Genomic DNA, 20,831 nt, shown 5'->3' with positions numbered 1-20,831 from the left:
ATTTGCGTCTGCTCGGGCACCTCTGACATCGGGTTCTGCAGTTGGCAGGTGCCTGACGCCCCGAAGCTCCTGGCCGTGCGGTGATCGCAGGAGGCGGCGAGCGGGCCCGAGGTCACTCAGCGGAGTCCGGTAGCTGTGTGGTGGTGGGCGTCACCGCCTTGATGGTGCGCAGCTTCTCTACAGTTCTCGGCCAGTTCTGTAGAAAAGAGCCCCATCTCCGCTTCTTGTCGCGGCAGTTCCGGCTGAGCCAGAGTTCGAGGCGCGGCGACAGGAACATGTCATCGCCGCCGGGCAGTGTCCATGGAACACATCGCGCTTCCCCAGGCGCGGTGTGGCCACCCCCCCATTGTCTGGACGCTCGCCTGCGTAGCGGAAGGAATCGCGTGAAGCACAGCAGGAAGAAGAACGCGCGCAGATACATCGTGGCCGCCTCGATCGGCGCCCTTCTGTCGGCCGGAGTCGCCACAGGGGCCTACGCCGGAACGACGGAGGAGCCCTCGGCGCCCGCAGCGGCGCCGGCGTACCAGCCGGAGATGGTCAAGGCGCTCGCCACGACCCTGGGTGTCAGCGAGAAGGCCGCCGTGGAGCGGCTGGACCGCGAGGCGGAGCAGCAGGACCGGTTCGCGGAGTTGCGGGAGGACCGGGTCAGCACGCTCGGGGCCTTCTTCACCAAGGACGGTTCGCTGGTCGTCAACGCCGCCGACGCCGGAGCGGCGAAGGAGGTCAGGGCCGCGGGTCTCAAGGCCCGGGTCCCCGAGCGCGGCGAGAGCGAGCTGGACCGGATCAAGGCGCAGCTCGACGCCAAGGCGCTCAGGAGCGCCCCGGCCGGGGTGTCCGCGTGGTCCGTCGACCTCGCGTCGGACACCGTGACCGTCGAGGTCAACGGCGACTCCGACGCCGCGACCCGCAGCTTCCTCAAGGCCGCGAAGAGCAACGGCGACGCCGTGCGCGTCGTGAAGGGCCAGGAGAAGCTGGAGACCCAGGCCGTCGTTCCGCCCGGCAGCCGGATGACCTTCAACGGCTACCTCTGCTCCGTCGGTTACGGCGCCAAGGACCGTAACGGCAAGCAGGTGCTCGTGACCGCCGGGCACTGCATCGAGGACCTGCCGGAGCTGGCCTACAACGGCACCCGGTTCGCCAAGGGCACCCACACCCGGTTCGCGCTGGGCACCCGCAGCGTCGACATGGGCATCGCGGCCGTCGACGCCGGCAACTCGATCGGCCTCGACGTCACCACGTACGGCAGGGCCGGCACCGTCCCGGTCAAGGGCAGCAAGCGGGCCCCCTCCGGCGCGGCGCTCTGCAAGTCCGGCCAGACCACCAACTGGACCTGCGGCAAGGTCGGCTCGTACAACGTCAGCGTCACCTACACCGACCAGAACGGCGGCCCGGACACCGTCGTGACCGGCCTGGCGAGCTCCAGCGTCTGCACCCAGGGAGGCGACAGCGGAGGCGCGTACATCTCCGGTGACCAGGCCCAGGGCATGACGTCCGGCGGTCCCAGCAACCAGCGCTGCAACGGCCAGGTCAACTCGCCCGGCTCCTCCTACTTCCAGCCGCTCGACGACGCCCTCGCCTACTACGGGCTGACGCTCAACACCAAGTAACCGCACCACAGATCAGGACCGGCCAAGGCCACCCCCCAGACGCGGGAGACCGTCCACTCATCCTGGGCGGTCTCCCGTTCCACTCGTTCCCGGTCCGCCCTTCGCCGTCACGTCCGTTCCCGTTCCGTAGTCCCACGCCACCCCGTGGACGCCGGGCTTGCACCGGGAGGTGAGTACATGGACGTCGTGCGCTTCGCTCAGCGGGATGCGCCGCCGGGCGCGGGGCGGGGCGCCGACCTTCTCCCGGACGTAGCGGTGGCAGTCCGACGGTAGGGCGCCGGGGTGGAAGAAGACCTGCTGGAGGTACTCGTGGAGGTTCGTGCGCGACCAGCGCTCGTAGTGCGTGGCAGGCGTTTCGGACGGGCTCACCTCGACCGCGTAACTCACCACCGTGGTGTCCAGTTTGGCCAGCTCCCGGCCGAAGTGGATCTCCAGCACCAGGGATTTGAGCCCCTTCAGATACGTGGCCTCGGCGAGGCGTCCGCAGCTGACCCTGATGTCGACGGGTTCGGCCGCCTCGTCGTCGAAGCTGAGCACGAAGATCGCCCGGTCGGCCCCCGCCCGGCTGGCCCGCAGCACGTTCGTGGTGGAGATCGCGCTCAGGGTGCCGCTCTCGCCGACCTTCACGATGTCGTGGACCATCAGCGAACTCGTCTCCTGGTTGAAGTGGCGGAAACGCGCGCCGAGCGCCTTCTCCACCACCGAGTCCTCCCCGAGGATCTGGAGCGCCGCCCCCTCCGCGCCGGGCGGGGTGATCCGGCCGCGCGGGCGGCGCGGTCCGAGCAGCGAGCGCAGGGCCCCGGCGGGCAGTTCCAGGATCTCCTCCAGCACCTCCACCGCCCGCAGGGACCGCGCCCGTTCGGGCTGGCTGCGGCCGCGCTGCCAACTGCTGAGGGTGGCCTGGCTGATGGTGATGCCGCGCACCCTGAGCCGTTCGCTCACCCGCTCCAGGGACAGCCCGCGGCGGTTCAGCGCCTCCCTCAGTGCCCCGGGGAAGGTGTCGGCGCCGGTCGCCGCCGCGTGCAGGGCCGAGGTGGTGATGGCCTCGCCCGTCCGCGCCGCGGTGGCGTGTGCCCCGTCCGGTCGTTCCGCGCTCGCGGGTGCTCCCGCGGAGTCCGGACCGGTGGCACGCGCCTCGTCGGTGTCCGCTCTGCTCGACATGTCCCTCCCGTTTCCCGGCACTCTCCCTGCGGGACGGCCTACGGGCCCCCGCATACTGGTTGACCACCGGACAGGGGACGGATAACAAATCCCGCAGGAGTGACCTGTCCCACACACCCGGTGCGAACCGAACGAAGGGCGTGAACGGCGTGGACAGCACCGCTCTGGTCATCGCGGCGAGGCAGGGCGACCGGGCCGCCGGGGAACGGCTGGCCGCCCAGTACCTCCCCCTGGTCTACAACGTCGTCGGGCGTGCCCTCAACGGCCATCCGGACGTGGACGACGTGGTGCAGGAGACCATGCTCCGGGCGCTGTCCGGACTGCCCTCGCTGCGTGATCCGTCCCGTTTCCGGTCCTGGCTCGTCGCCATCGCCATGAACCAGGTCCGCACCCGCTGGTCCGGTCTCGGCCACCGGCCGGCCCCGCTGGAGGCCACCGAGGACCCCGCCGACCCCGCCGCCGACTTCGTCGACCTGACGATCCTGCGCCTCGAACTCTCCGGCCAGCGGCGCGAGACGGCCGAGGCCACCCGCTGGCTGGACGGATCCGAGCGCGACGTGCTGTCCCTGTGGTGGCTGGAGACGACCGGCGACCTCACCCGGTCCGAACTCGCCGAGGCGCTCGGCCTCTCCCCGCAGCACGCCGCCGTACGCGTCCAGCGGGTCAAGAACCAGCTCGACATCGGGCGCACGGTCGTCCGGGCCCTGGCGTCCGACCCGCGCTGCCCGGCCCTGGAGGACCTGCTGGGCGACTGGGACGGTACGCCGACGCCCCTGTGGCGCAAGCGGATCGCCCGCCATGTACGGGGCTGCGCCTCCTGCTCCGACGGCAGTGCGGGGCTGGTTCCGCCGGAGGGCCTGCTCTCCGGGCTCGCCCTCGTGGTGCCGCTCTACGACAGCGGGCAGCAGGCGGCGGTGGCCGTCGCCTCCTCGGCCGCACCGGCCGCCGCGTCCGCCTCGGCCCCTTCCGTCTCCGCCCCCTCCGCCGCGTTCTCGGCCGGGAAGGCGGCGGGTCTCATAGCCGGCGCGGCCGCCGTGACCGCCCTCGCCGTACTGATCTGGCCCTCCGCCCCCGCCCCGCCCGAAGCCCGGGGCGGGGGCGTCGCGCACAGCCCCTCGCCCCCGCCGCCCGCGGCCGCTCCCGCCGAGCCGCGCCCCACGCCCTCGACGCCCTCGCCCTCGCCGACGCCGAGCCGTACCGCCGTCACCCGGCCGCCCACCGTCGCCCCGTCGCCCTCCGCCGCGCCCAGGACCGCCGAGCCGCGCCCCCGCCCGGAAGCAGGCGTGGTCACCCGGGTCAACACGCTGCGAGCCGCGAACGGCTGCCCGGAGCTGGAGACCGACCCCCGGCTGACCGGGGTGGCCCAGCGGCACTCCGAGGACATGGCCGCGCGGAACTACTTCGACCACACCGATTCCTCGGGCCGGGGCACGGGCGACCGGGTCGACGCCACGGGCTACGACTGGTCGGCCGTCGGGGAGACCATCGCAACCGGCATGAGCGATCCGGCCGCGGTCGTGGAGGAATGGCGCAATAGCCCCGGCCGTGACGACGACATCTTCAACTGCGACTTCGTCCATGTGGGCGTGGGCATCGCCGACTCCCCGCGCGGCCCCTACTGGACCCAGGTGCTGGCCACCCCGCGCTGAGCGGCCGGGCCGGTTGTCAGTGGCGGGTGCCAGACTCGGTCGGCATGGAGAACACCGTGCGGCTCAGGGATGTCGAGACAGCGGACCTGGAAGCGTTTCTCGCGTACGAGCACGACCCGGAGGCGGTCCGGAGATCGCGCTTCCCGCCGAGGGAGCGGGAGGCTTTCATGGCGCACTGGACGTCGAAGGTGCTGGGGGACCCCGCCAACCTCGTGCAGACGGTCGTCGTGGACGGCGCGACGGCGGGGAACATCGTCGCCTGGTGGGAGGGGGAGCGGCGCTACATCGGCTATTGGCTCGGCCGCCCCTACTGGGGCCGGGGCATCGGCACCCGGGCGTTGACCGCGTTCCTGGAGCTGGAGACGGCACGCCCGTTGTACGCGGACCCCGCCGCCGGGAACACCGGCTCGGTACGCCTGCTGGAGAAGTGCGGGTTCGTGGCGACCGGCACGGTGCTGCACGGGGAGAACGAGCATGTGGTGCTGGTGCTCGGCGGGGGTGCCTGAGCGACCGCCCTGCCGGGAGGCCGTTGCCCCGGAGCGTCGTTGCCCAGGAGGTCGTTGCCCCTGGCGGCCCTTGCCGCCGGGGGCCGGTTCAGGCTCCGGGCTGCTGGAGCGGCTTGGCCATGCAGATGCTGCTCTCGTACTCCCGGTAGTGGCCGAACTTCTCGCACACCGTGTAGCCGCTCGACTCGTACAGGGCGATGGCCTCGGGCTGCTGGTCGCCGGTCTCCAGGACCATGCGGAGCCGGCCGGCGGCGCGCGCGTCCTCCTCCAGGGCGGCCAGCATCCGCCGGGCCAGGCCCTTGCCGCGCTCCTCGGGTATCACGAACATCCGCTTGATCTCGGCGTCGCCGTCCCAGTAGCCCTCGGCATTGCGGTCCTGGGTCCGCCAGCCGCCGGTCGCCACCGGGCGGTCCTGCTCGTCGTAGGCGAGCAGGTACAGGCCGCGCGGCGGAAGGAACATCGAGGGGTCGAGCGGTGTGAGATCGCCCCCATCGCCGTAGCGCTCGTCGTACTCGAGCTGCACCTGGTCGTTGAGTTTGACGGCGTCGGGGTGGTCGAAAGGCCGAGTCTGAATAAGCATGCTGAGTATCGTATATCTGTGCGTAGGGGTGGAGTGGGTACTGTTCCGGGATGCTCACAGTGACCTCCGTGAATGTTAATGGGCTCCGCGCCGCCGCCAAGAAGGGCTTCGTCGAGTGGCTGGCGGGGACCGGTGCCGATGTGGTCTGCCTCCAGGAAGTGCGGGCCGAGCTCGCCCAGCTGCCCGAAGGCGTGGGCGCCCCCGAGGGGTGGCACACCGTCCACGCGCCCGCCGCGGCCAAGGGCCGCGCCGGTGTCTCGCTCTACTCGCGGCAGGCCCCCGAGCGGACCCAGATCGGCTTCGGCGGCTTCGGGGTCGCCGGGGCCGAGGAGTTCGACACGAGCGGCCGGTACGTGGAGATCGACCTGCCCGGCGTCACCGTCGCCAGCCTGTACCTGCCCTCCGGCGAGGTCGGCACCGAGCGCCAGGACGAGAAGGAGCGCTTCATGGCCGCCTTCCTGCCCTACCTCCAGGGTCTGAAAGAACGGGCGGCGGCGGACGGCCGCGAGGTCGTGGTCTGCGGTGACTGGAACATCGCCCACCAGGAGGCGGACCTGAAGAACTGGAAGGCCAACCGCAAGAGCTCCGGCTTCCTCCCCGAGGAGCGCGCCTGGCTGACCCGGGTCCTGGAGGAGGCCGCGTACGTGGACGTCGTACGGGCGCTGCACCCGGATGTCGAGGGGCCGTACAGCTGGTGGTCGTACCGGGGGCGTGCCTTCGACAACGACAGCGGCTGGCGCATCGACTACCAGATGGCGACCCCGGGTCTCGCCGGGCGCGCGGTGAAGGCCTGGGTGGAGCGGGCGGCCACGCACGGCGAGCGCTGGAGCGATCATGCGCCGGTGACGGTCGTCTACGAGCGGTAGTCCCGGGCGGTACCCCGGGGGAGCGGTGGTCCCGGGTGGTACGCGCCCCGGGGGAGCGGTGGTCCCCCGGGGCGCGTACCTCGGGGGCAGGGGTGCGTCAGTCGGACTTCGGGGGCTGCGTTCCGTCCTCGCGGCGCAGCCTCCGGTCGAGGGCCATGGACAGCTCGGCGTCCACCACCGCACGGGCCAGTGGGCGGAGTTGCGCCGGTTCGGTCTCCTTGGTGTGGGCATGCAGTACGCGTACGAAGATCTCCGCGAGCGCGTCCGCGTGCTCGCGGACGCGGCGGCCCGAGGAGAGCACCGTGGACAGCGGCACCCCTTCCCGTACGAGCTCGGCCGACACCTCCAGGAGGCGGCGGCTGATGTGCACGATCTCGTCCCCGTCGGTGGCGAGATAGCCCAGGTCCAGTGCGGTGGCGAGGTTCTCGGGCGTGACCTCGCCCTCGAAGTAGTCCGCGAGCTGCTCCGGGGTGAGGCGGACCGGGGTCTCCTCGGTCGGTTCGCCCAGGCCCAGCACCTCGGCGACATCGCGGCCGCTCTCGAAGGTGGCCGCCAGATCGGCGATGCCGTTGAGGGTGTGACCGCGCTCCAGCAGGCCCGCGATGGTCCGCAGCCGGGCCAGGTGGTGGTCGTCGTACCAGGCGATACGGCCCTCGCGGCGAGGCGGCGGGATCAGGCCGCGCTCCCGGTAGAAGCGCAGGGTCCGCACGGTGATGCCGGCCTCCTTGGCCAGCTCCTCCATGCGGTATTCGCGGTGCTCGCGTCCTTCGGCCACAGGGGCACCCTATGTTGTACCGCCGGTAACTTTCCTCCGTCCGCCCCCTACCCATCAGTACGGTCCTGCTCTACTCTCCGAACAATGCCAGTGATTGCTGGCAGAGTCGTGTGACGTACCGCGGGAGGCGGCAGCATGGCCCAGCAGGAGCACGTACGTGTGGCGGTGATCGGAACCGGATTCGGGGGCCTGGGGGCCGCCGTACGGCTGCGCCGCGAAGGCATCACCGATTTCGTCGTCCTGGAGCGGGCCGACTCGGTGGGCGGCACCTGGCGCGACAACAGCTATCCCGGCTGCGCCTGCGACGTACCGTCCCACCTGTATTCCTTCTCGTTCGCCCCCAACCCCGACTGGCCGCGCACCTTCTCCGGGCAGGAGCACATCCGGGCCTACCTGGAGCGCGTCGCCGACAACTTCGGGCTCCGCCCGCACATCAGGCTGAACCACGAGGTGAAGCTGATGACCTGGGACAAGGAGAACCTGTACTGGGTGATCGAGTCCGCCGACGGGTCCGTGCTCCACGCGGACGTCGTCGTCTCCGCCACCGGGCCGCTCTCCGACCCCAAGACGCCGGACATACCCGGGCTCGACTCCTTCCCCGGCAAGGTCTTCCACTCCGCGCGCTGGGACCACGACTACGACCTGGCCGGCAAGCGCGCCGCGATGGTCGGAACGGGCGCGTCCGCGATCCAGATCGTCCCGGCGATACAGCCGAAGACCGCGAAGCTCACGCTCTTCCAGCGCACCCCGCCCTGGGTCATGCCGCGCATGGACCGCACGATAAGCAAGGCCGAACGGGCACTGCACCGTGCCGTCCCCGTCACCGGCACGGCACGCCGCGGACTGCTCTGGGGCATCAGGGAGTTGCAGGTCAGCGCCTTCACCAAGCACCCCGACCAGCTGGGCCTGGTGGAGAAGATAGCCAAGTCCAACATGGCGCGGGCGATCAAGGACCCGGCCCTGCGGGCCAAGCTGACCCCCGACTACCGCATCGGCTGCAAGCGGATCCTGCTCTCCAGCACCTACTATCCCGCCCTCGCCCAGCCCAATGTGGACGTCGTCGCCTCCGGGCTCAGCGAGATACGCGGCAGCACGGTGGTCGCCGCCGACGGGAGCGAGGCGGAGGTCGACGCGATCATCTTTGGCACCGGCTTCCATGTGACGGACATGCCGATCGCGGAGCGGGTCGTCGGCGAGGAGGGCATCACGCTCGCCGAGTCCTGGAAGGACGGCATGAACTCGCTGCGCGGCGCGACCGCCGCCGGGTTCCCCAACTGGATGACGATCATCGGCCCCAACACCGGGCTCGGCAACTCCTCCATGATCCTGATGATCGAGTCCCAGCTGAACTACATGGCCGACTACCTGCGGCAGTTGAACGTGCTGGGCGGACGCGCCGCGCTCGGCGCCCGCTCCGCCGCCGTCACCGCGTGGAACGACCGGGTCCAGCAGCGGATGAAGCGCACCGTGTGGAACACCGGCGGCTGCACCAGCTGGTACCTGGACGAGGCGGGCCGCAACACCACCGTCTGGCCCGGCACCACGGGTGAGTTCCGGCGGCAGACGCGGTCGGTGGACCTCGCGGAGTACGACGTCGTCCGGGCCGGCGCGGCGGGCGGGACGCGACGGGCCGCCGGGAGCGGACGCGTACCGGAGCAGCCCGGCCGCACCGATCGCGAGACCGTGAAAGCTTCTACGGACACCGGTTCCGTCGCCGCCGAGGAGGCCGCGCGATGAGCCGCCTCCTGCACCGCGACACCGTACCGCCGGTGCCCGCGGCCGAGTTGACCGCCCGCTCCGCCGACGGCTCGCGGATCCACGTCGAACTGCACGGCCCCGAGGACGCCCCGGCGGTGGTCCTGGCCCACGGCTGGACCTGCAACACCCGCTTCTGGGACGCCCAGATCCGCGACCTGGCCGCCGACCACCGGGTCATCGCCTACGACCAGCGCGGCCACGGGCTCACCCCCGAACCCGGACCCGGCGGCTACAGCACGAACGCGCTGGCCGACGACCTCGAAGCGGTCCTCGCCGCGACGCTCGCCCCGGGCCGCAGGGCGGTGCTCGCCGGGCACTCCATGGGCGGGATGACGGTGATGGCCGCCGCGGCGCGCCCCGGACTGCGCGAGCACGCCGCCGCGGTGCTGCTCTGTTCCACCGGCAGTACGCGGCTGGCCGCCGAGGCCCGCGTCCTGCCGCTGCGCGCGGGTGCGCTGCGGACCCGGATCACCACCGCCGTACTGGGGGCGAAGGCGCCGCTCGGGCCGGTCAACCCGGTCTCCAGGAAGATCCTCAAATACGCGACGATGGGGGCCGGTTCGGCCCCGGACCGGGTCGACGCCTGCGCCCGTATCGTGCACGCCTGCCCGCGCCGCGCGAGGGTGGAGTGGGGCCATGTGCTCGCCGAGCTGGACCTCGCGGCGGGCGTGCGTGAGCTGCGGGTGCCGACCGCGGTGATCGCCGGCACGGACGACCGGCTGACCCCGCCGGTCCACGCGCGGGCCATCGCGGCCGCGCTGCCGGTCGGGCTCGGGCTGACCGAGCTGGCGGGCATGGGGCACATGACGCCGGTCGAGGCCCCGGAGGCCGTCACGGCGAAGATCAGGGAGCTGGTCACCCGGTACGTCGCCACGGGGACGGCCGCCGAGCGGAAAGCCGCCACGGCGGAGAAGGAGGATGTCGCATGAGCAGCAGGCGGAGTCTGGAGGGCCAGGTCGTCGTCGTCACCGGCGCGGCCCGGGGCGTGGGCGAGCTGCTGGCCCGGAAGCTCTCGGCGCGCGGGGCGACCCTCGCGCTGGTCGGCCTGGAGCCGGACGAGCTGAAGCACGTCTCCGAGCGGCTGCACGGCGAGAGCGACCACTGGTTCGCCGACGTCACCGACCACGAGGCGATGGCCCAGGTGGCGCGCGACGTCAAGGAGCGCTTCGGCAAGGTCGACGTGGTCGTCGCCAACGCGGGCGTCGCCTCGGGCGGCCCGTTCGCCGACTCCGACCCGGACGCCTGGCGGCGGGTCATCGAGGTGAACCTCATCGGCGGCGCGGTCACCGGGCGGGCCTTCCTGCCGGTGCTGATGGAGAGCCGCGGCTACTTCCTCCAGATAGCGTCGCTGGCCGCGATCACCCCGGCCCCGATGATGACCGCGTACTGCGCGTCCAAGTCGGGTGTCGAGGCCTTCGCGCACAGCCTGCGCGCCGAGGTCGGCTACAAGGGCGTCAAGGTCGGCGTCGGCTACCTCTCCTGGACCGACACCGACATGGTGCGCGGCGCGGACCAGGACGACGTGATGCGCGAGCTGCGTCAGCGGCTGCCGTGGCCGATGAACCGTACGTACCCGCTCGGCCCGGCCGTCGACCGGATCGTGGACGGGATCGCGCGGCGCTCCCCGCACGTGTACGCCCAGTGGTGGCTGCGCGGGATGCAGTCCGTGCGCGGCTATCTGCCCTCCGTCATCGCGATCGGCGGGCAGCGCGAGATGCGGCGCTTCGAGCCTCGGCTCCACACGGTGTCGAAGGGGCTCGTGGGGGCCGGGGGAGCGGCGGACCAGGACGCGCGTGCGGAGCGTGCTGACCGTACGTAGCGGTACGAAATGCGTGGGATGTCGGGCCGTGCAACGCTGGGCGAGGCCCCGCAGGGGGCCATCCCCACGTACCCCACGCATCCCACAGGAGTGAACAGCATGGGCATCGCAGACCAGTTCAAGGACAAGGCGCAGGAGCTCGCCGACCAGGCCAAGCAGAAGGCCGGTCAGGGCAAGGACCAGGCCCAGGACCGGGCCTCCCAGGGCCGTGACCAGGAGTCGGACTCCTCCTCGGGCATGCAGGACCGTGCCCGGGACGCGAAGGACCAGGCTCGCGAGCGTTTTGACCGTTGACGGTCACTGAGGTGTGACGCGTGCGTGCTGCGGTTCGCGCGTGCGTACGCGTCGCTCCAGGAGGCGCATCCGGGTGACCGGGTGCGCCTCCTTCTTGCGCGGGTCGCCGCTCCTGGCGCGGGTTGAAAGACGTCCTCAATCGCCGGACGGGCTGGGAAGGATGCCCTCAATCGCCGGGCGGGCTGGGGTGGCCGGGCGAGTTGGGAAAGATGCCCTCAATCGCCGGGCGGGCTGGGGTGGCCGGGCGGGTCGGGTGGCGGTCGGGCTTGAAGGGATGCCCTCAATCGCCGGGCAGGCTGGGGTGGTCGGACGGGCTGGGGTGGCCGGGCAGGCTGGGTGGCGGTCGGGCGGGCTGGGGTGGATGCGCAGGCTGGGTGGTGGGCGGGATGGGGTCGTCTGGGGAGGGGCGTGGGCGGTCGCTTTGAGCCTCTCCGGCGATTGAGGAGCGGGGGTCGGGGCGGAGCCCCGGGGTGGGGCGGAACGTTACTGACGTGGCGGCAGTGGTGGGCGCCGCAGGTTCGGGGCCGTGTCGTACGACGGCGGTGTCGCCGCCGGGTGCGCGGCCAGCAGGTCCAGGGCCAGGCGGACCGCGTCGTCGAGGACGGCGTACCGGCCCTCCGCCCAGTCCAGTGGGGTGCGCAGGGCCTCCACGTCCGGTTCCACACCGTGGTTCTCCACCGACCAGCCGTACGTGTCGAACCAGGCCGCGTTCATCGGCACCGTGATCACCGTGCCGTCGCCCAGCCGGTGGCGGCCCGTCATGCCGACGACACCGCCCCAGGTGCGCTGGCCCACCACGGGGCCCAGCTTCAGCAGCCGGAACGCGGCGGTGATCATGTCGCCGTCGGAGGAGGTCGCCTCGTCGGCCAGGGCGACGACCGGGCCGCGCGGCGCGTTGGAGGCGTAGCTCACCGCCTGGGCGTTGCGGGTCAGGTCCCAGCCGAGGATCTTGCGGGTGAGCTTCTCCACGACCAACTCGCTGATGTGACCGCCCGCGTTGCCCCGTACGTCCACGATCAGGGCGGGACGGGAGACTTCGAGACGCAGATCGCGGTTGAACTGGGCCCAGCCCGAGCCGCCCATGTCCGGGATGTGCAGGTAGCCGCACTTGCCGCCGCTCAACTCCCGTACGACGTCGCGGCGTTTGGCCACCCAGTCCTGGTAGCGCAGCGGGCGTTCGTCGACCAGGGGCATGATCGCCACCCGGCGGGAGGGGCCGCCGCCCGCCGGGGAGAAGGTCAGTTCCACTGTCGTGCCGCCCGCCGCCGTCAGCAGGGGGTAGGGGCCGGCGACCGGGTCCACCGGGCGGCCGTCGACATGGGTGAGGACCGCACCCTCCCGGATCCCCGTACCCGCCAGCGGCGAACGGGCCTTGGAGTCCGAGGAGTCGCCGGGCAGGATGCGCTGGACGGTCCAGGCGCCGTCCCGGCAGACCAGGTTGGCCCCGAGGAGGCCGATCGCGCGCTGGTAGTGCGGCGGGCCCTCGTTGCGGCGGGCGGGGGAGACGTACGCGTGCGAGGTGCCCAGCTCGCCCAGCACCTCGCGCATCAGGTCCGCGAACTCGTCGGGGGAGGCGACCCGTTCGACCAGGGGGCGGTACTGGTCCAGCACCCCGTCCCAGTCGATGCCGCACATGTCCGGCTCCCAGAAGTAGGAGCGGATGATCCTCCCCGCCTCGCCGTACGCCTGCCGCCACTCCGCCCCCGGGTCGACCTCGTGCAGGATGCGGCGGAGGTCCAGGTAGACCGTGGAGTCGGTGTCGCCGGGCTCGGTGGCCGGTACGGCGCGGAGTTCGCCGTCGTCCATCACGACGAGGCGGGACGCGTCGCCGCTGACCGCGAACCAGTCGAGGTGGTCGACCAGTTCGGTCCTGCGGGCCTTCGCGATGTTGAAGTGCTCCAGGGTCGGCCGCCCCGACATGTCGGCCGGGTTCGCGAACGTCTCGCCCAGCGCCCCCGAGATCGGCCAGCGCAGCCAGACGAGACCGCCGCCGCTCACCGGGGCCAGCGCCGAGTACTTGGAGGCGGAGACCGGGAACGGCGTCACCCGGCTCTCCAGGCCCTCGAACTCCACCATCACCGTCGACCCCTCCGACGTACCCCCCTCGGGCACGTCCACCGGGTCCAGGCCGCCCGCCGCCGGCCGCCCGTCGGGGGAGAGCGCGAAGGGGGAGGGCGTCGCGGAGGAGAGCGGGACCAGGTACGGGCGGCAGCCGAGCGGGAAGGACAGGTCGCCGGTGTGGACGTCGTACACCGGGTCGAAGCCGCGCCAGGAGAGGAAGGCGAGGTAGCGGCCGTCCTCCGTGAAGACCGGGTTCTCGTCCTCGAAGCGGCCGTTGGTGACGTCCACGATCACCGGGGCGCCGGGGCCGGAGATCCGGGCCAGCTTGATCTGCCGCAGCGAGCGGCCGATGCCCGGGTGCGACCAGGTCAGCCAGTCGCCGTCGGGGGAGAAGGCGAGGTCGCGCACGGGCCCGTTGACCGAGCGGATCAGTTCGGTGAGACCGGGGTGTTCGTCGACCGGCGCCGCGCTGTCCGGGGCCGCCGCGCCCGTGGCCGTGTGGAGGTCGGCGCGGGTCGAGCCGCTGGGCGCCTTCTCCCGGGCTTCCGGAGCCTCCGCATCCGGTTCCAGTACGTCCGCCTCCCCTTCCCCCGTGTCCAGGAGCAGCAGACGGCCGTCGTTCGACGCGATGGCGAGGCGCTCGCCGTCCGGGTCGGAGATCATCTCCTGGACCCGGCCCAGCAGGCCGGAGGCCAGCCGGCGCGGGGGGCGGTCGCCGCTGGCGCGCGGCAGATAGGCGATCTCGACCGCGTCGGGGCCGTCCGCGTCGGTGACGTACGCGACCTGACCGCCGCTGCCGAGCATCTCCGGCAGCCGCACCCGCACGCCCGGGGTGTCGGCGATGGTGCGGGCGGGGCCGTCGCGGTGGGTGAGCCAGTAGAGGCTGCCGCGTACGGTGACGGCGCTGGCCCGGCCCGTCTCGTCGACGGAGAGCGAGTCGACGTTGCTGGCGGCGGGCACCTGGTGGACGCGCCGGCCGGTGCGCGGGCCCCCGAGGCGTACCTCCAGCTTGCGCGGGGTGGCGTCGGGCGACTCCAGGTCCTCGACCAGCCACAGTTCGCCCGCGCACTGGTAGACGACCCGGTGGCCGTCGCTCGCGGCGTTGCGGGCGTAGAAGGCGTCGTGGTCGGTGTGGCGGCGCAGGTCGGTGCCGTCCATCCGGCAGGAGTAGAGGTTGCCGACGCCCTCGTGGTCGGAGAGGAACGCGATGCGGCGGCCGACGAACATCGGGTTGGCGAGGTGGCCGTCGATGTCCGGGAGCAGACGTTCGCCGTGCAGCCACAGGCGGCCCATGGCCCCGCCCCGGTAGCGCTTCCAGGCGGCCGGTTCGTGCGGGGGCGTGCCGGTGAGCAGCAGGGTGCGGCGCTCGCCGTCGATGTCGGCGACCGCGATGTCGGAGACCGGGCCCCAGGGGAGCCTGCCGCCGGGGCCGCCGTCGGTGGGGACGCTGTAGGCCCAGGAGAAGTACGAGAACGGCTGGTTGTGCGAGGACACGGCGAGGATCTGGCAGGCCTCGCCCGGATCGGGGCTCCAGCCGCAGACCCGGGCGTCGGTCGAGCCCCAGTGGGTGAGCCGGCGGGCCGGGCCGCCGTCCACCGGGGCGAGGTGGATCTCGGGGTCCAGGGTGCGCCAGGACGTGTAGGCGATGGAGGAGCCGTCGGGCGAGAAGCGCGGATGGCTGACCCGGGTCCGGTCGACGGTCACCCGCCAGGCCCGTCCGGGGTGGTGCCCGGCGGGGGCGAGGGGGGCGACCCAGAGGTCGTCCTCGGCCGCGAAGCACAGCAAGTCCTGGTGAAGGTGCGGGAAACGGAGATACGCGACGTCGTCACTCACCCCCCAATGTTTTCGGTGCGCGGGGCCCGGGGCAACTTGTGGTGCAGGACACAAGCGAAACGATTTCGTTTCGCTGGACTCTGCGGGTACGGTTCAGGTGTACGAAACAGTTTCGTTCGATGGTGAGCGGGACTGCTGATCGGGACTGCCGAGCCGGACACCGGCAGGCAGGGCGAACACGAAGGAGGTCGGCACATGGCACGCACCAGGCTGACCCCCGAGCGTGAGGGCGAACTGTACGAGGCCGTCCTCGACCTGCTCCGCGAAGTCGGTTACGACGCCCTGACCATGGACGCCGTCGCCGCCCGCACCCGGTCGAGCAAGGCCACTCTCTACCGCCAGTGGGGCTCCAAGCCCGAGCTGGTCGCGAAGGCGCTGCGGCACAACAAGCCGGGGAACCTCGCGGACATCGACACCGGTTCGCTGCGCGGGGACTTCCATACCGCGCTGAGCCGGACCGACGACTGCCAGATGGAGAAGGACGCCGCGCTGATGCGGGGTCTGAGCCATGCCGTCCATGAGTACCCCGAGCTGCTCCAGGCCCTGCGCGAGCTGCTGATCGAGCCGGAGATGACCGGCTTCGACCAGATGCTGCAACGGGCGGTGGACCGGGGTGAACTGCGCCCGGACAATCCGGCGCTGAAGTACATCCCGCACATGCTGGTCGGCGCGCTGGCCGCCCGGCAGCTGATCGAGGACCGTCCTGTCGACCAGGCGTTCCTCATCGATTACGTGGACTCCGTGGTTCTCCCCGCCCTCGGTGTCTGACGTCCCCGTCCCACCCGCACGGCCCTCTCCCCGACGCTCCACCTGACACGCCGCTCTCGTCGTCGGGCTGGTTCCTCACGCCCAATTTCCACTCATACGACCTGACCGGGAGTACGCCCCCGTGGCCACTTTCCTCTACAAGCTCGGACGGCTCACCTTCCGCCGCCGCCGCTTCGTCGCCCTGATCTGGGTGGCGTTGCTGGCGGTCGCCGGAATCGGTGCGGCCACCGCGCCCGCCGCGACCTCCAGCTCCTTCTCCATTCCTGGTACGGAGGCGCAGCGCGCCTTCGACCTGTTGGATCAGCGCAACCCCGGCACCAGTGCCGACGGTGCCACCGCCCGTGTCGTCTTCAAGGCGCCCGAGGGCGAGAAGGTGACCGATCCCGCCAACAAGAGCGAGATCACCGGCATCGTCAAGGAGCTGGAGACCGGCTCGAAGCAGATCGCCTCGGTCGCCGACCCCTTCGCGACGCAGGCCGTGAGCCAGAACGGTTCGACGGCGTACATCTCGGTCTCCTACCAGGTCAGCTCGATGGAGCTGACCGACGCGACCCGCGCGTCCCTGGAGGACGCGGGCAAGGACGCGCAGAAGAGCGGTATGAAGGTGGAGATCGGCGGTGACGCCCTCCAGGTCATGCCGCACACCGGGACCGCCGAGATCATCGGCGTCGTCATCGCCGCCATCGTCCTGGTCATCACCTTCGGCTCGCTGGTCGCCGCCGGACTTCCGCTGGTGACCGCGCTCGTCGGGGTCGGCATCGGGGTCTCGACGATCACCGCGCTGGCCAGTGTGCTGGACCTGGGCTCCACCACCTCGATCCTGGCCATGATGATCGGCCTCGCGGTCGGCATCGACTACGCGCTCTTCATCGTCTCCCGCTACCGCGCCGAACTGGCCGAGGGCCGAGAGCGTGAGGAGGCCGCCGGGCGGGCCGTCGGCACGGCCGGCTCCGCGGTCGTCTTCGCTGGCCTGACCGTGGTGATCGCCCTGGTGGGCCTCGCCGTCGTCAACATCCCGATGCTGACGAAGATGGGCTTCGCCGCCGCCGGCACCGTGGCCATCGCCGTCCTCATCGCCCTCACCCTCGTCCCGGCCGCCCTCGGCTTCGCGGGCAAGCGGGTCATGGGCCGCAAGGCGCGCAAGGCCGCCGAGGCGGAGAAGAGCCCCGAGGCCAAGCCGAACATGGGAACCCGCTGGGCGCGGTTCGTGCTGCGCAAGCCGGTCTGGGTCATGCTCGTCGGCGTACTCGGCCTCGGCATCATCGCCGTACCGGCGGCCTCGCTGGAGATGGGTCTGCCCGACGACGGCGCCCAGCCGAAGTCGACCACGCAGCGTCAGGCGTACGACATGCTCTCGGACGGCTTCGGCCCCGGGTTCAACGGTCCGCTGCTGGTCGTCGTCGACACGAAGAACAGCTCCGACGGCAAGGCCGCCGCGGACCGGGTCTCCGAGGAGATCGAGGCCATCGGCGTCGGCGCCGTCATCCCGCCCGCCTTCAACAAGGCCGGCGACACCGCGACGATCACGGTCATTCCGAAGGACCGGCCGTCCTCCCACGCCACGGAGGAGGTCGTCCACTCCATCCGCGACGCGGGTGCGGACGTGAAGGCGGACACCGGCGCCGAGGTGCTGGTCACCGGCGCGACCGCGATGAACATCGACTTCTCGCAGAAGATGAACGACGCGCTGCTGCCCTACCTGGCACTCGTCGTCGGCCTCGCGTTCCTGCTGCTGATGCTGGTCTTCCGGTCGATCCTCGTCCCGCTGAAGGCGGCCCTGGGCTTCCTGCTCTCGGTGGTCGCGGCCCTCGGCGCGGTCGTCGCGGTCTTCCAGTGGGGCTGGCTCGGCTCGCTCTTCGGCGTCGAGCAGACTGGTCCGATCATGAGCATGATGCCGATCTTCATGGTGGGTGTGGTCTTCGGTCTCGCGATGGACTACGAGGTCTTCCTCGTCACCCGGATGCGTGAGGCGTACGTCCATGGCGAGAGCCCCGGGCAGGCCATCGTGACCGGCTTCAAGCACGGCGCACGGGTGGTCACGGCCGCCGCCGTGATCATGATGGCGGTGTTCTCCGGCTTCATCGGCTCCAGCGAGCAGATGATCAAGATGATCGGCTTCTCGCTCGCCATCGCTGTCTTCTTCGACGCCTTCGTGGTGCGGATGGCGATCGTGCCCGCCGTCCTGGCCCTGCTCGGCAAGAAGGCCTGGTGGCTGCCGGGCTGGCTGGACCGGGCGCTGCCCAATGTGGACGTGGAGGGCGAGAAGCTGCAGAAGCAGCTGACCGACGAGCCCGGGGCCGAGGGCGGGGAGAGCGGCGAGCGCGAGCTCGTACGCGTCTGAACCGATTCCCCTGGGCCCTGACAGGCCCTTCGAACTCCGGGATCCGCGTCTGAGCGGAGCGTGGCCCCGGAAGCGCCGGTTACCTGTGGGGACGGGGACCGGGGCACAGCGAAAGCCCCCGTGCGAACAGCACGGGGGCTTTCCTCTTGCGGTGCCGCCCCCCTGGTCGAGGGCGGGCGGGGGCGAGGCGCGGGCGGGGCGCCGCACGCGATCAGTGCGCCGCCGGTTCGCGGTCGAACAGCGACTTCGACCAGAGGTAGCCGAGCGCGGTGAGAGCCAGGCACCAGGCGACGGCGAGCCAGCCGTTGTGGCCGATCTCGCTGCCGAGCAGCAGTCCGCGCAGGGTCTCGATGGCCGGGGTGAAGGGCTGGTACTCGGCGATCGGCCGGAACCAGCCCGGCATCGTCTCCACCGGGATGAAGGCGCTGGAGATCAGGGGGAGGAGGATCAGGGGCATGGCCATGTTGCCGGCGGCCTCGGCGTTCGGGCTGGCCAGCCCCATGCCGACCGCGATCCAGGTGAACGCGAGGGCGAACAGCGCGAGCAGCCCGAACGCGGCCAGCCACTCCAGAGCGGTGGCATCGGTGGAGCGGAAGCCGATGGCCACGGCGACGGCGCCGACGAGGACCAGGCTGGCGAGCACCTGCAGGACGCTGCCGACGACGTGCCCGATGATCACGGAGCCGCGGTGGATCGCCATGGTGCGGAAGCGGGCGATGATGCCCTCCGTCATGTCCGTGGAGACGGACACCGCGGCCCCGATCACGGTGGATCCGATGGTCATCAGCAGGATGCCCGGGACGATGTAGGCGATGTAGTCGGAGCGGTCCGCGCCACCGATGCCCGCGCTCATCACGTCGCCGAAGATGTAGACGAAGAGAAGCAGCATCATGATCGGCGTGAGCAGGAGGTTCAGGGTGAGGGAGGGGTAGCGCCGGGCGTGCAGGAGGTTGCGGCGCAGCATGGTGTTCGCGTCGCGTACGGCGAGGGAGAGGGAACTCATCGGACAGTCTCCTTGGGCTGGTCGTCGTTGCCGGTGAGGGCGAAGAACACGTCGTCGAGGTCGGGGGTGTGCACGGTCAGCTCGTCGGCCTCGATGGCGGACGATTCCAACTGGTCGAGGATGGAGCGCAGTTCGCGCTGGCTGCCGTCGCTGGGTATCCGCAGCGCGAGGGCCTCGTCGTCCCGGGTCACCTCGCGCAGAGCGCCGGCGGCGCTCCGGTAGGCGTCGGGGTCGGTGAAGCGGAGCCGGATGTGCCCGCCCGGGATGAGTCGCTTGAGCTCCTCGGCGCTTCCTTCGGCGGCGATCTTCCCGTTGTTGAGGACGGCGATGCGGTCGGCGAGTTCGTCGGCCTCTTCCAGGTACTGCGTGGTGAGGAAGACGGTGACGCCGTCGGAGACGAGGTTGCGGATGATGCCCCACATGGTGTGGCGGGAGCGGGGGTCGAGTCCGGTGGTCGGTTCGTCGAGGAAGATGATGCGCGGGGAGCCGACCAGGGTCATCGCGATGTCGAGGCGGCGCTTCATGCCGCCGGAGTAGGTGGATGCGGGCTTCTTCGCGGCGTCCACCAGGTCGAACCGTTCCAGGAGTTCGGCGGCGACCCGCCGCCCCTCGCGCTTGGACAGGTGGTGGAGGTCGGCCATGAGGAGCATGTTCTCCTCTCCGGTGATCAGGCCGTCGACGGCGGAGAACTGTCCGGTGACGCCGATCGTGGCGCGGATCGCCTGCGGGTCGGTGGCGAGGTCGTGGCCGCCGACGCGGATCTCGCCGGAGTCGGCGCCGGGGGAGATGAGGGTGGAGAGAATCTTGACGACGGTGGTCTTGCCCGCCCCGTTGGGGCCGAGCAGGGCGAAGACCGTGCCGGCCGGGACGGCCAGGTCGATGCCGTCCAGGACGGCCTTGTCTCCGTAGGACTTCCGCAGCCCGTTCGCCGCGATGGCCGGATGGGTCATGATCGTTGCTCCTCCGAGGGTGTGGGGCAGGTCAGAGACTGCGGGCGGCGATGTCGCCGTGGGACGTGGTGGCGCGGATGTCGAGTTCGGCGGTGCCGTTGTTCCTGAGGGCGTTGCTGACGCGGCCGTGGGCGGTGCCGGCGTCCAGGGCGGCCGAGACTCCGGCGGCGGCGGTGACCGAGATGTCGCCGGACCGGGTGTGCAGCACGACCGTGCCGCGTGCGGCTTCGGCGATCCGGATGTCGCCCCGTGCGGTGCTGATCTCCGAGGGACCGCCCAGCCGGCCGATCTCGACGTCGCCCTCGATCGCGGTGAGGCGGACGCTCGCCGCCTCGTCGATCTTGATCCGGCGGTAGGCGCCGTCGAAGGCGACGTCACCGAGCCGTCCTACGCCGCGGAGTTCGGCGGCGGCCGCGTGCGCCTCGACGTGGGACCCGGCGGGCAGTTGGACGGTCACCTCGACGGAGCCGGAGCCGCTGACCCGGTTCTCGGCCGCCTGGGCCGCGATGCGCAGGACGCCGTCGCCGTAGGCGACCTCGATCCGCTCCGCGGCCTTCACGTCCCGGCTCCTGGAGGCGTCGGCGGGCCGGACCTCGACCGTGGTGTCGGCCCGGTCGGCGGCGATGAACTGGATGCGCCCGGCGGGGATGTCCAGGACGGCGGTGACCGGGGCGGTGGTGTCGAACTTCTGCATCGTGCTCTCCTTGCGCTCGTCGTTTCCGATGAGAGAAAAGCTACGTTGCCTTTACGGATTGCTCAACAGGTTCGTTGCAAGCAATCTCTATGTTCCCAGGTCAAGGCACTGGTTTCGTTGCAATGCCCTTCGGGCTTAACGCAACGTCAGATAGTGCTACGTTGCA

17 protein-coding genes are annotated in these 20,831 nt (G+C 71.3%); 10 read left to right on the top strand and 7 right to left on the bottom strand.

The window, feature by feature from the left end; all coding sequences use genetic code 11:
* Nucleotides 1-383 precede the first annotated feature (383 nt).
* Complete coding sequence (locus IE272_RS30140) at nt 384-1,607, top strand: S1 family peptidase (RefSeq protein WP_050358829.1); 1,224 nt, start codon at nt 384-386, stop codon at nt 1,605-1,607.
* Between the two features lie 57 nt (nt 1,608-1,664).
* On the opposite strand, the gene IE272_RS30135 is transcribed toward IE272_RS30140, so the two are convergent.
* On the bottom strand, nt 1,665-2,768 hold the full coding sequence (locus IE272_RS30135) for a helix-turn-helix domain-containing protein (RefSeq protein ID WP_050358830.1): 1,104 nt from the start codon (nt 2,766-2,768) through the stop codon (nt 1,665-1,667).
* Between the two features lie 140 nt (nt 2,769-2,908).
* Here IE272_RS30135 and IE272_RS30130 point away from each other — a divergent pair, with 140 nt between their 5' ends.
* Both IE272_RS30130 and IE272_RS30125 read left to right on the top strand, forming a co-directional pair.
* A complete protein-coding gene (locus tag IE272_RS30130) occupies nt 2,909-4,417 on the top strand; it encodes a sigma-70 family RNA polymerase sigma factor (protein ID WP_190008980.1) in 1,509 nt (502 codons plus the stop codon).
* Nucleotides 4,418-4,461: 44 nt separating this feature from the next.
* Entirely contained in the window at nt 4,462-4,923 is a 462-nt protein-coding gene (locus tag IE272_RS30125) for a GNAT family N-acetyltransferase (RefSeq protein ID WP_190008977.1), read from the top strand.
* An 88-nt stretch (nt 4,924-5,011) separates the two neighbouring features.
* On the opposite strand, the gene IE272_RS30120 is transcribed toward IE272_RS30125, so the two are convergent.
* The gene (locus tag IE272_RS30120; protein WP_190008974.1) at nt 5,012-5,503 is read right to left on the bottom strand and encodes a GNAT family N-acetyltransferase; all 492 of its coding nucleotides are present in this window, start codon (nt 5,501-5,503) and stop codon (nt 5,012-5,014) included.
* Nucleotides 5,504-5,553: 50 nt separating this feature from the next.
* Here IE272_RS30120 and IE272_RS30115 point away from each other — a divergent pair, with 50 nt between their 5' ends.
* Nucleotides 5,554-6,369, top strand: coding sequence for an exodeoxyribonuclease III (locus IE272_RS30115; RefSeq protein ID WP_050358833.1), 816 nt, complete (start codon nt 5,554-5,556; stop codon nt 6,367-6,369).
* Between the two features lie 97 nt (nt 6,370-6,466).
* Here IE272_RS30115 and IE272_RS30110 read toward each other — a convergent pair whose 3' ends face one another.
* Nucleotides 6,467-7,111 carry a MerR family transcriptional regulator gene (locus IE272_RS30110; protein ID WP_050359026.1) on the bottom strand — a complete coding sequence of 215 codons (645 nt, stop codon included), beginning with the start codon at nt 7,109-7,111 and terminating at the stop codon, nt 6,467-6,469.
* A 168-nt stretch (nt 7,112-7,279) separates the two neighbouring features.
* Here IE272_RS30110 and IE272_RS30105 point away from each other — a divergent pair, with 168 nt between their 5' ends.
* From IE272_RS30105 to IE272_RS30090, 4 genes are all read left to right on the top strand, one after another.
* Complete coding sequence (locus IE272_RS30105; protein ID WP_190008972.1) at nt 7,280-8,881, top strand: flavin-containing monooxygenase; 1,602 nt, start codon at nt 7,280-7,282, stop codon at nt 8,879-8,881.
* On the top strand, nt 8,878-9,831 hold the full coding sequence (locus IE272_RS30100; RefSeq protein WP_050358835.1) for an alpha/beta fold hydrolase: 954 nt from the start codon (nt 8,878-8,880) through the stop codon (nt 9,829-9,831). The genes IE272_RS30105 and IE272_RS30100 overlap by 4 nt, the downstream gene beginning before the upstream one ends.
* Entirely contained in the window at nt 9,828-10,721 is an 894-nt protein-coding gene (locus IE272_RS30095) for an SDR family oxidoreductase (RefSeq protein WP_057663517.1), read from the top strand. Before IE272_RS30100 ends, IE272_RS30095 begins: the two co-directional genes overlap by 4 nt.
* 99 nt (nt 10,722-10,820) lie before the next feature.
* Complete coding sequence (locus IE272_RS30090) at nt 10,821-11,015, top strand: hypothetical protein (RefSeq protein ID WP_050358836.1); 195 nt, start codon at nt 10,821-10,823, stop codon at nt 11,013-11,015.
* A gap of 483 nt (nt 11,016-11,498) precedes the next feature.
* Here IE272_RS30090 and IE272_RS30085 read toward each other — a convergent pair whose 3' ends face one another.
* The gene (locus tag IE272_RS30085) at nt 11,499-14,909 is read right to left on the bottom strand and encodes a S41 family peptidase (protein WP_190008971.1); all 3,411 of its coding nucleotides are present in this window, start codon (nt 14,907-14,909) and stop codon (nt 11,499-11,501) included.
* 195 nt (nt 14,910-15,104) lie between these two features.
* Between IE272_RS30085 and IE272_RS30080 the strand changes: the two genes are divergently transcribed.
* Nucleotides 15,105-15,677, top strand: a complete 573-nt coding sequence (locus IE272_RS30080; RefSeq protein ID WP_030803460.1) for a TetR/AcrR family transcriptional regulator — start codon at nt 15,105-15,107, stop codon at nt 15,675-15,677.
* Between the two features lie 121 nt (nt 15,678-15,798).
* The gene (locus tag IE272_RS30075) at nt 15,799-18,018 is read left to right on the top strand and encodes an MMPL family transporter (protein ID WP_050358838.1); all 2,220 of its coding nucleotides are present in this window, start codon (nt 15,799-15,801) and stop codon (nt 18,016-18,018) included.
* Nucleotides 18,019-18,229: 211 nt separating this feature from the next.
* Here IE272_RS30075 and IE272_RS30070 read toward each other — a convergent pair whose 3' ends face one another.
* Genes IE272_RS30070 through IE272_RS30060 form a run of 3 tightly spaced genes read right to left on the bottom strand, consistent with a single transcriptional unit; the run spans nt 18,230 to nt 20,665 of the window.
* Entirely contained in the window at nt 18,230-19,021 is a 792-nt protein-coding gene (locus IE272_RS30070) for an ABC transporter permease (RefSeq protein ID WP_050358839.1), read from the bottom strand.
* Nucleotides 19,018-19,971: an ATP-binding cassette domain-containing protein gene (locus IE272_RS30065; RefSeq protein ID WP_190008969.1), complete on the bottom strand. Its 954-nt coding sequence runs from the start codon at nt 19,969-19,971 to the stop codon at nt 19,018-19,020. Before IE272_RS30065 ends, IE272_RS30070 begins: the two co-directional genes overlap by 4 nt.
* 31 nt (nt 19,972-20,002) lie before the next feature.
* Complete coding sequence (locus IE272_RS30060) at nt 20,003-20,665, bottom strand: DUF4097 family beta strand repeat-containing protein (RefSeq protein ID WP_057663503.1); 663 nt, start codon at nt 20,663-20,665, stop codon at nt 20,003-20,005.
* Nucleotides 20,666-20,831 lie beyond the last annotated feature (166 nt).

It is taken from the genome of Streptomyces anulatus, from assembly GCF_014650675.1.
GTDB lineage: Bacteria > Actinomycetota > Actinomycetes > Streptomycetales > Streptomycetaceae > Streptomyces > Streptomyces anulatus.
Note: the sequence above shows the minus strand (reverse complement) of the source record. Positions and strands in the feature narration are given on the sequence as shown.